9 protein-coding genes, 1 tRNA gene and 4 pseudogenes are annotated in these 8,674 nt (G+C 67.3%); 5 read left to right on the top strand and 9 right to left on the bottom strand.

Translation table 11 applies throughout. The features are described 5' to 3' along the window. Positions 1–234 precede the first annotated feature (234 nt). Positions 235–699 carry a peptidoglycan-binding domain-containing protein gene (locus ABZ484_RS37805; protein ID WP_358870486.1) on the bottom strand — a complete coding sequence of 155 codons (465 nt, stop codon included), beginning with the start codon at positions 697–699 and terminating at the stop codon, positions 235–237. Positions 700–931: 232 nt separating this feature from the next. Between ABZ484_RS37805 and ABZ484_RS37810 the strand changes: the two are divergent. Then, positions 932–1,069: pseudogene (locus ABZ484_RS37810) on the top strand (IS5/IS1182 family transposase); the annotation flags it as partial. Here ABZ484_RS37810 and ABZ484_RS37815 read toward each other — a convergent pair. Further along, the gene (locus tag ABZ484_RS37815; RefSeq protein WP_358870493.1) at positions 1,040–1,294 is read right to left on the bottom strand and encodes an e9imm peptide; all 255 of its coding nucleotides are present in this window, start codon (positions 1,292–1,294) and stop codon (positions 1,040–1,042) included. The pseudogene ABZ484_RS37810 and the gene ABZ484_RS37815 overlap by 30 nt on opposite strands. A gap of 346 nt (positions 1,295–1,640) precedes the next feature. Between ABZ484_RS37815 and ABZ484_RS37820 the strand changes: the two genes are divergently transcribed. Next, on the top strand, positions 1,641–1,844 hold the full coding sequence (locus ABZ484_RS37820) for a cold-shock protein (RefSeq protein ID WP_358870487.1): 204 nt from the start codon (positions 1,641–1,643) through the stop codon (positions 1,842–1,844). A gap of 49 nt (positions 1,845–1,893) precedes the next feature. Beyond that, a tRNA-Met gene (locus tag ABZ484_RS37825) sits at positions 1,894–1,967 on the top strand. 254 nt (positions 1,968–2,221) lie between these two features. On the opposite strand, the gene ABZ484_RS37830 is transcribed toward ABZ484_RS37825, so the two are convergent. The 4 genes and pseudogenes from ABZ484_RS37830 to ABZ484_RS37845 form a co-directional block, all read right to left on the bottom strand. Then, positions 2,222–3,403 carry a hypothetical protein gene (locus ABZ484_RS37830; protein WP_358870494.1) on the bottom strand — a complete coding sequence of 394 codons (1,182 nt, stop codon included), beginning with the start codon at positions 3,401–3,403 and terminating at the stop codon, positions 2,222–2,224. 269 nt (positions 3,404–3,672) lie between these two features. Beyond that, positions 3,673–4,054 (bottom strand): annotated as a pseudogene (locus ABZ484_RS37835) (hypothetical protein); the annotation flags it as partial. A gap of 464 nt (positions 4,055–4,518) precedes the next feature. Further along, positions 4,519–4,719 carry a hypothetical protein gene (locus ABZ484_RS37840; protein WP_358870488.1) on the bottom strand — a complete coding sequence of 67 codons (201 nt, stop codon included), beginning with the start codon at positions 4,717–4,719 and terminating at the stop codon, positions 4,519–4,521. Positions 4,720–4,778: 59 nt separating this feature from the next. Further along, entirely contained in the window at positions 4,779–5,255 is a 477-nt protein-coding gene (locus ABZ484_RS37845; RefSeq protein WP_358870489.1) for a helix-turn-helix transcriptional regulator, read from the bottom strand. A 145-nt stretch (positions 5,256–5,400) separates the two neighbouring features. Between ABZ484_RS37845 and ABZ484_RS37850 the strand changes: the two genes are divergently transcribed. Then, entirely contained in the window at positions 5,401–5,610 is a 210-nt protein-coding gene (locus ABZ484_RS37850) for a hypothetical protein (RefSeq protein WP_358870490.1), read from the top strand. Positions 5,611–5,989: 379 nt separating this feature from the next. Further along, positions 5,990–6,754 (top strand): hypothetical protein, encoded by a 765-nt coding sequence (locus ABZ484_RS37855; protein ID WP_358870491.1) that lies wholly within the window; start codon positions 5,990–5,992, stop codon positions 6,752–6,754. Positions 6,755–7,124: 370 nt separating this feature from the next. Here ABZ484_RS37855 and ABZ484_RS37860 read toward each other — a convergent pair. The 3 genes and pseudogenes from ABZ484_RS37860 to ABZ484_RS37870 all read right to left on the bottom strand — a co-directional run. After that, positions 7,125–7,644 (bottom strand): annotated as a pseudogene (locus tag ABZ484_RS37860) (HNH endonuclease family protein). Positions 7,645–7,932: 288 nt separating this feature from the next. Beyond that, the gene (locus ABZ484_RS37865; protein ID WP_358870492.1) at positions 7,933–8,478 is read right to left on the bottom strand and encodes a hypothetical protein; all 546 of its coding nucleotides are present in this window, start codon (positions 8,476–8,478) and stop codon (positions 7,933–7,935) included. Positions 8,479–8,579: 101 nt separating this feature from the next. Beyond that, positions 8,580–8,674: pseudogene (locus ABZ484_RS37870) on the bottom strand (IS5/IS1182 family transposase); the annotation flags it as partial.

Raw genomic sequence — 8,674 nt, forward strand, 5'->3', positions numbered from 1 at the left:
TCCGGCCCCACGGCACGTCCACGCCATTGAAATCCGGCCGAATTCATTCGGCGAAGTTTGCGCGGACAATCATACGCACCTGGCCACCTGCCGCGCGGGGCGGTTACCCCGGCAGCCGCAGCGACCGTCAGCGCGGCGGCAAGGACTGTTCGCCTCGCGCCGATGGTGGCGGCAAGCGTGCGTCTCATCTGCGCAGTGGCCCTTCTGGGTAGAGGTCCGGTACGGCTTCTGCGCTCACATCTGGCCGCGCAGGCATCGCCAGGTCGGAGGACCTACGACGCCGTCACTGCCGCTGCCGAAACCGCAGCGGTGGCGCTGGAAGTTCTTGACGGCGGTGAGGGTTGTCGGGCCGAAGTTGCCGTCCAGGGCCCCCGGGCTGGTGGTGTCGCCGTACGGGTAGTCCTGTGCCCAGTAGTAGTCCAGGAGGCACTGGATTTCGCGCACCCGGTCACCCGTGGCGCCGTAGCTCACGGTGACGTTCCACGCCCAACTGTACCCGGCGGTGTAGCCGTGGTAGTTCTCGGTCTGCTTGAACCACACCAGGCAGCGGGGCGCGATGGAGGCAGTGGACTGCGGGGTGGCAGACGGCCGGCTGACCTGAGCCGGCGCCGACGGGACGGAGGCGCTCGCGTTGACGGGCAAGGCGAGGGCCGAACAGGTCAGGGCCGCACCGACGGCGAGGCTGACACGGGACGTCAAGGACACAGTTCCCCCTTGGGTGGGCTTCGTATGCGGTCCGGTTCACACGGACCGCGTGGTGAGTGCCACTGTGTCGGGGCAACCGTCGGAAAACCTTCGGAGAATCTTGATTGACGGGGTTCGTGCCCCAGCTGTCGAGCGGTGGTTGTCGGAGCGCACGCTGAGTTGGCTGATGCGCTCGCGGCGGCTGGCACGGAATGACGAAATGACGGCTTCGACGAAGAGCGGTACAAAGAAACGCAACATGGTCGAACGAGCCATCAACAAGCTCAAGCAGTCCCGCGCCGTGGCCACTCGCTATGACAAGCGAGGCTATGTCTTCCTCGGCACCGCCACCGCATCAGCCCTGGTCATCTGGCTCCGGAGCTGAGGCGCGGCTCCACAAAGCGATCGGTCGATGCGCCAGGGCCTGATCGACCACCTCATCAGCCGAAAGCTCCCGCCCCGGCGGCCAGAAGATCAAACCACTGACGTGACCAGGCGGACACGTCAGGGCTCTGTCGAGTCTGTCCAGCCAGCTGGCCACCTCCTCGTCGGAGGCGTAGTCGGCGTCCATGATCCGCTGCACAAGCGCAACCGCCTCCGCGCGGCTCATCTCCACTGCACTCACCAGGTCCTTCCACCGCCGGCCACCCTAACCGGAGCCGTGATCGCCCGGACAAGTCCTAGCCGATCCCGCGAACACACTTGGCGCCCTCAGGCGCAACAGGGCCTTGGACGCGAGGGTTGATAATCGAGGATCCGTCGCAGACGACAACGGTTGCCTGGGCCAGCGCTGTCAGTGGCGATGTACGCGCCCCCGCGCCGGCCCCAGCGCTTCCCGGAGGTAATGATCGGATAGCCGGGCTGAGAGCTCGGTAAGACGGACCCCGGGCGTCTTCGCCTTGGGCGGCCCCCATCGCACCCGGCTGGGCTTCCCAGCGAGAACGAAGGACGGCAGCATGGCCAGCGGCAGTGTGAAGTGGTTCAACGCTGAGAAGGGCTTCGGTTTCATCGCCCAGGACGGCGGTCCGGACGTCTTCGCGCACTACTCCAACATCAAAAGCAGCGGATACCGGGAACTGGTTGAGGGAGAGACCGTCACCTTCGACGTCACTCAGGGCCAGAACGGCCCCCAGGCCGAGAACATCGTCCGCGGCGGCTGAGACCCGACGCGAGTCCCGCATGATCCACCATGTAGAGTGGCCTCATCGACGCGGGGTGGAGCAGCTCGGTAGCTCGCTGGGCTCATAACCCAGAGGTCGCAGGTTCAAATCCTGTCCCCGCTACCGGAAGAAGAAGGGGCCCGCAAAAGCGGGCCCCTTCTTTCGTTTCCCCGGCGGCACGACTCCGCCGACCTGCACCGTGCGTGACGGCGCGGGGGAGCTCCAGTCGGTAGAGGTAGCGACGGGAGCCAGCTGCGGGAAGGAGATGGTCGAGCCTCACCAGGCCTGATGTCCGCGGCGAGGCCGCCAACGTGGGCGGCGAATACGGTCACGTCCTGGGCTGCCTCGTCCCGGGGGAGTTGTGGCGTGGTGATGTCCTATTCGAAAGAGAAGTCCTTCCTGTTCGGGTATGTGATATGGGTGCACCCGTGTCGCGTGGTGATGTTGCCGACGTACGCGCGGAACAGGTCGTACAGCGCCTGAGAGCCGACCACGTTGTCGTAGGCGTAGTTGGCGCTGAGGGTGTGCACAGCAGGCTTGCCGTCACATGTGGAGGACGCCCACCAACCGCCGTATGTGCGACCTGCCGTTCCTGTCTTGATGACCTCGCCTTGGCCGCGGGTGCCGTGGTATCCCACCGCGCCGGCCTCCGGGCCGAAGTAGGAGGCGGTGCGCAGCCACCACGGAGAGTACGTCAGGCCACCGTGGACCAGAACGCCGTCGTCGCCGTGCAGGCCCTTGCCGATGCGGCGCACCTGGTCTGGGCTGACCGCCAGAAGGCAGCTCTCGATCGGATTCGCGTCCGAGATCGGTACGGCGAGGAAACGGTCGGGCAGCCGGCCTTGTCCCTGCTCCTTGAGGTGGGCGGCGAACCAGGCGCATGATCCGTCCGCTCCCTTGGCGGGGCGGAGCGCCGATGGTACGGGCGTCAACTGCTGGTCGGGCAGGGCAGGCAGATGGGTCTTGCAGCCGATCCGGTCGGTGACCCTTTCGGCGGCCGAGTGCGCGATGCGGGCCAGGCGGTCACGGTCTGCGGTCGAGACGTTCTCGTACTCGGCGCGGGCTGTCACGTTCAGCAGTTTCGGCGCCTTCGTACTGCTGCCGGGTCCGCACTCGGCGCGCACGGTGATGTACCAGTTCTCGTACCATCCCAGCGTGCCGTCGCCCAGTGGTCGTTCTTCGGGACGCCGGTCGGCGACAGCGGTGATATCCGGCTTGTAGTGGCTGCCGGCGAGCATGCCCCCGAACGGCTCGCGGTCGGCGTCGGCACCGATCCAGTTCAACGGCTGGGAGGTGTTGCTGCCCTCCACCCACAGCTTGAACAGGGATGCGGTCTTTCCGGAGTCCTTCACCTTGTAGATCGTGCAGACACTGGGCAGCTCACGCACATCCAGGGTGTCGTAGTCGCCGGCCTCCGCCCGGACCATCCCACCGTGCAGCTTCATCACCTCCGCCCCGGACACGAGCCGATCGCACGCCTCGCTGATGGCGTGCTCGCTGGAAGCGCGGTCTCGAATGTCATCGACCGTCAGCCAGCCCGCATACAGACTCAGGGCCATCCCGCCCACTGCCGTACACCGCCACAGCCTGACCCACCCCGCACGCACCGCATACCCCCTTGCTCTACCTGTCCGGCGCGATCATTGCCGCTGCCGGGACCGAGCGTAGGACTCCCTCCTCCGCTCGCTCGAGGCAGGGCGAGCCGCTGGCTGAAAACGCCCGACTCATGGCGACTACGGACGCGTATTTCGCCGTCTGGGGCAGACCGCGCAGAGCACGGAGCTTCAGCGCCCCGCGCTCGCCGCGTGACGGCCCTCCTGCGCCTCCGTCATCGGCTGGCGCCCTCGGGCCATAGGACACACACCGGGACGCCGGTCTGTTCGGGGTATGCCAACACGTCCGCGGTGCCCCCGTGCCGGTTTCCCGTCCCATACGGCGATCAGCTCGTCCACCAGGCCGACGAGGATTTCGGATCCGGCCTGATGGGCTTCCGAGGTCGACGCGGTCATGCCGGTGTGGTGGACGTCGGCCGCACGGGAGATGAGCCGGTCATAGACGGGGTGGTGCCAGTCGGGCAGACCCTCGCGGTACTCGACGGCCGGGACCACCACCTCAAGACGGCCGCCGTGCTGCAGGACGGCTTCGGCGAACCAGGAGTCGGGGCCGTCCGCGATGCAGGAGACGCCGTTCAGTTCGGCTGGGTCGTACTGCTGACATGGTCGGCCAGGAGGGCGCGCCTCTACCCGTCCGCCGGCAAGGTGTCCGGCGGCGATGTCAAGGACCGGCAGGGCGCGTTGTTTCGCGTGGCCGGTGGTCAGGGCCTCGACATCCTCACCAAGGACCCACTCGGGCAGTTGGAGTCGTGCGCCGCAGGTGACGCGGCAGGCGGCCACCTTGTCCGGGGTGAAGGAGAACACCCACGGCCACGGTGGCGGCTCCTGGTCAGTTCTCAGTGCCTCTGCTGCTGTACGGGACGTGGTCAGGGCCTGGTCGGTGCTGGGCGGGTCCCCGGCTGCGGCGTGCCCGAGGGCTTCGACGCTGGACAGCCATGCGTCGGCGACGGCCGGGCGCTGGTCGCCGAGCGCCCGGCGGGCGCGGCGGGTGAGGTTCAGGGCCTGAACGCCGTTGCCGGCGTGTGCCTCGAACTGGGCGAGCGTGCCGGTCTGGCAGGCGGTCAGGAGCATGTTCCTGACGTGCGTGCGGCTTTGACGGCTCCGCCGTACCAGGAGCGGGCCGACCCGTGGTCGCCCTTGCCCCAGGCGAGCCAGCCCGCGAAGGATGCGGCCTCGCTGCCCACGGCGGCCAGCCGCGCCCGGACGGCGCCGCCGGTTGCGGTGCGGGTGATGGTCTGGATGAGCCGGATATGACCGTCCACCGCGTTGGCGAGGTCCCGGGATGGGGTGGTGCCGTCGAGTCTGCGGTAGGCGCTCGTGGTCAGCCGCAGCGCGGCGGCCTGCCCGCCGGTCGTGTCGCGCGTGTCTGGCGCGGCGGACAGGATGGGGCTGCCATCGCGGCGACCGCGCCACCGAGGACGGTGCGTCGGTGCATGGGATCGTCATCTCTCGCCTGGACCTGGGCCGGGCGCCCGTCTGCCAGACCCACCAGCGCCGGCGGAATCTGAAGATGTGCGGCCGCCGCAGTCAGGACGTCGGTGCTGTATGAGGCTGAGCCGCGTTTCTCCAGACGGGAGATGGCGGACTGGGACAGGCCGAGGGCCTGCCCGAGTGCCGCCTGGGGCATCTGCCGCCCTCTGCGGCTCAGTTCGATGACGCGTCCGTAGTCTCCGGCCTTGGAGGCGTCCCGGATCGGGCCTGTCCGGAAGTCCACGACGTGCCCCCACGCCACGAGTCCATGCGGCATCCGGCGCCTGTCCGTACTCGCTGGGCGCATATCCGTATGCGCATGCCGCATGGGTGATGGTCCCACAGCGCATGGTGATCGTTGACTGGGTGTCAGCCGAACCGCCCCCGCACCGGGAAGCGTTCGGCCCGTGGTCGTCCCAGCCCCTGTCGGAGACGACTACGACACATCGACCGCGAGCGCGAGGCGACCGATCATGACGACGCGCAGCACGACTCCCCACCTGCCGGAGCTGGTGGACGCCCCGACGATCGACCTGGACGTCCTGACCGATCGGCAGCGTGCGGGAACCTCGTACGCGTGGTGCGCGGGAACGGCCTCACCCCGGTACCCCGTGGGCGGCCTGCGTGCGTGCGAATGCTGCGCGAGCATGTACGGCGTCCAGCCGGTGGGGGCGGAGGGGTGAACGGCGGCGACGAGACGTTCCCGGCGGCCCTGGACCGATGGACCTCCGAGGACTGGCAGGAGTACCGACGCCGCGTCCAGGACGGCGAGGGTAGCGTGAGGGCCATGGACGCCACCAGGCGCCGCAGGACCCGCGAAGCGGAGATGGCCCGGTGGCCGGCCAAACCGTTACCCGCACACCAGGGGTGGGCGCCCAAGCCCATACGCCTGCGGACACAGCAACGTGATCTATCCGCCTCGCGCCCGCCGACGGCTGGCAAGGCGTGAGGCGCCCCCGTGACCTCGTGATGGCCTCTCAGCACCGCAACTGCCCGGTGTCGCACAGCTGTTGTCCTGCTGAAAAGCTGACAAATCGATCACTGAGTCGCTAGGTTACTGCCATGGCGGAGTGGGGGATGCGCGTTGCGCGTGGTGGCTGCTGGTTCTCGTGGAAGAACTTGGAAGACCTGCTGGCGATCTTTGAGGATGCTCTTCCGGCCGGTCAGCTGACCGTCCGACACACGAAGAACACCCGCAAGAAAAGCAGAGAAGACCTGGTCTTCAGTACCGCTGAGACACATGAGTGGGCCGACCTGGCATCGTTGCGAGCACACCTGGGCAGCGAACCCCTGATTACTGAACTGCAGATCGAGCTCACTGCGCCTTCCGATCCGCGGAAAATCAGTTTCAAGATCGGCGGAGACCGCTTGGACAAGATCTTCGACTGGCCGCACATGGCCGTGGCCCGGATCGAAGGTGGATCCAAAGCATGGGAGGAAGGCGTGGCCCTCAGAGTGGGGGCAGTCTTCAACGAGGCCCGCTTCCTGGGGCGGCGCCTGACCAAATGGATCAGCCGTCTGACGGAACTATGCCTATTGATCGCTTTGTGGAGCCTGATTTACGAGCCGTCAGGGACGTCGGGCACAGTTGGCGCCAGTGCTGCCGTGATGGCTCTCGTCTTGTTCCGCACGCACTACCAGCTGACCCGGTCCATGCTCGTCAACAGGCCCGAGGGCATCAGGAAGTTCCTGGTGCGGCGCAGCCGTAACCACCCGAACGCAAGCGGGCCGACTCAGTCAGTTGTCGTGATCGGCGTTCTGGCTAGCCTCGCGGGCGTCATCTCCACAGTCGTCGCACTTCTCGACTACTTCTTCCCGCGCGGATGAGCCGGTCCAGAAGCGCGTGCCTACAGAGCGTCACTGAGCAGCGGGTCTGTCACAGCTTCTCAAGCGATCCTGACCGATGTGCGGGCAGGCGGTCCCTACCACCCTCAGCATGGCAGCCGGGCCCGTCGAGCCATGGTCGATCGGCTTGGGCGGCCATCGAACTGATGCCCGCCGTGGCACCTGAGGTGACCGGTGAGCGGAGCGCACGCGCGGCCGAATCTGCGCCAGCTAGGGCAGCAGCGCGTCCACGCGCCGCTGCCCTGACCGACCGGCCAGGCTGCCGCGAGGAGTGGCGGCAGTAGCCGACCACAGCGGAGCCCCTGCCGACCGAAGTGCGGCAGGGCCGTCAGATCGCTGGATGTCGGGTGGTCTACCGGGCCAGCGTGACAGTGATCGGGACATCCCGGCAGCGGCTCAGCACGTCAGACAGTGCGACCTGCTCGGCGGCATCGATCGTGAGGCCCCAGCGGGTCTTGCCCGCGATCCAGTCGGTGACGTACTGGCAGCGGTAGCCCTCGGCCGGCGGCAGCCACGTGGTGGGGTCCTGATCGGCCTTCGACCGGTTGGAGGCGGCGGACACCGCGATCAGCGCGCGGTCGTCGCCGAGATCGTTGGCGTAGTCCTCCCGCTTCTTGGGCGTCCATCCGTACGCGCCGGAGTCCCAGGCCTCCGCGAGCGGGACCAGGTGGTCGATGTCCAGACCCCAGGGGGCCCTCGATGTACCGGTCGTCGTAGGGCGAGTACCACTGACCGCCGGTCAGCGTGTAGTTCGACTCCTGCACTGGTGCGACGACCGCTTCGGCTTTGAGGACTTCCTGCCGGGTGTTGCAGCCGTCGCGGTCGGCCCGGGCCGGCCCGAACCGCAGCCCCGGGCGCCCTTGCGCAGCCAGCTCTTCGCTGCTTGCAGAACTTGGTCCGCGTGAGCTCCGCTCCTCAGGTTCTGGATCTCTGAGGGTCCTGGGGCGGCGTTGTACGACCCGCGCACCGGCCCGCCGGAACGGCACCCACGCCTACAGCGACCACGACCTGGTCGCCTTCCGGAGCCCACCCACGCGACAGCCGGGCCATCAGCCTGCCAACAGGCAGCGGTCTCCGCTCGGAACGAGCAGAAAGGCTCCGTCAGCAAGCTGACGGACGTTAGTCGACCGCCGGACCGCAAGGTCGCTGCATCGGCGGCGTCATTCGGCGACGTTCGCACAGATGACGAAGTAGTTACCCTGAGCCGCGCCTTGGCCGCCCTCGTGGGTCACCCCGACAACCCATTCCGTCGGATCGATCTGGTGTACGTAGGAATAGATCAGACGGAGGTTGTCGACGTCTCCGCCACCAGCCTGCACGCCACCACTAAGGGGCCGCTTACCCGCGGGGCAGAAGATAGCAGCGCTGTCAGTCTCGCCCGGAAGGAGACTGAAATTACCGCCTTTGACCACCTCGTAGCCGGTGATGCCGCCACCCGCGGGGGTCGTGGTCGAGGACGACGCGCCCTGGTTGCACTGGGTGTTTTGGGGCGCGGTGAACTGGTTGCCCACACCTGACTGGACGGGTGTGCACAATTGTTGCGTGAGGATGCCGCCGCCGAGGAGGCCGTCCAGGAGACCGTCGGCTTGGGCGTTGTGAGCTTGTGACACATTGATGACGAGCGCGCCCGCCGCCACTGTCAGAGCTGTGATCGACCGTCCTGCACGGTGCACGAAGTCTCCCTGATTCCGATCGCGTTCGGTCATGACAAGCAGATGGAAACTAGGGTCCGTCTTCAAACGGATCTTGCCCAGAGCAGGAATGACGCGAGGGAGACTGCCGCTTCGTAGGAGGTGGCGGTCTTCTAGTATCTGGTGGCGATCCCACGGAAGCCCTTGAGCCGGTTGAAGCAGCGCTCGATCATGTTGCGCCGCCGGTAGGTCTCCCGGTCGAATCCCGGCG

The organism is Streptomyces sp. NPDC006393 (genome assembly GCF_040628575.1).
In the GTDB taxonomy this organism is placed as follows: domain Bacteria; phylum Actinomycetota; class Actinomycetes; order Streptomycetales; family Streptomycetaceae; genus Streptomyces.

Coding starts and splice junctions, on each gene's coding strand:
- ABZ484_RS37815 (WP_358870493.1), bottom strand. CDS start 1,294: ATGAGCCGCGCGGAGGCGGTTGCGCTTGTGCAGCGGATCATGGACGCC.
- ABZ484_RS37820 (WP_358870487.1), top strand. CDS start 1,641: ATGGCCAGCGGCAGTGTGAAGTGGTTCAACGCTGAGAAGGGCTTCGGT.
- ABZ484_RS37830 (WP_358870494.1), bottom strand. CDS start 3,403: ATGGCCCTGAGTCTGTATGCGGGCTGGCTGACGGTCGATGACATTCGA.
- ABZ484_RS37845 (WP_358870489.1), bottom strand. CDS start 5,255: ATGCGGCATGCGCATACGGATATGCGCCCAGCGAGTACGGACAGGCGC.
- ABZ484_RS37850 (WP_358870490.1), top strand. CDS start 5,401: ATGACGACGCGCAGCACGACTCCCCACCTGCCGGAGCTGGTGGACGCC.
- ABZ484_RS37855 (WP_358870491.1), top strand. CDS start 5,990: ATGGCGGAGTGGGGGATGCGCGTTGCGCGTGGTGGCTGCTGGTTCTCG.
- ABZ484_RS37865 (WP_358870492.1), bottom strand. CDS start 8,478: ATGACCGAACGCGATCGGAATCAGGGAGACTTCGTGCACCGTGCAGGA.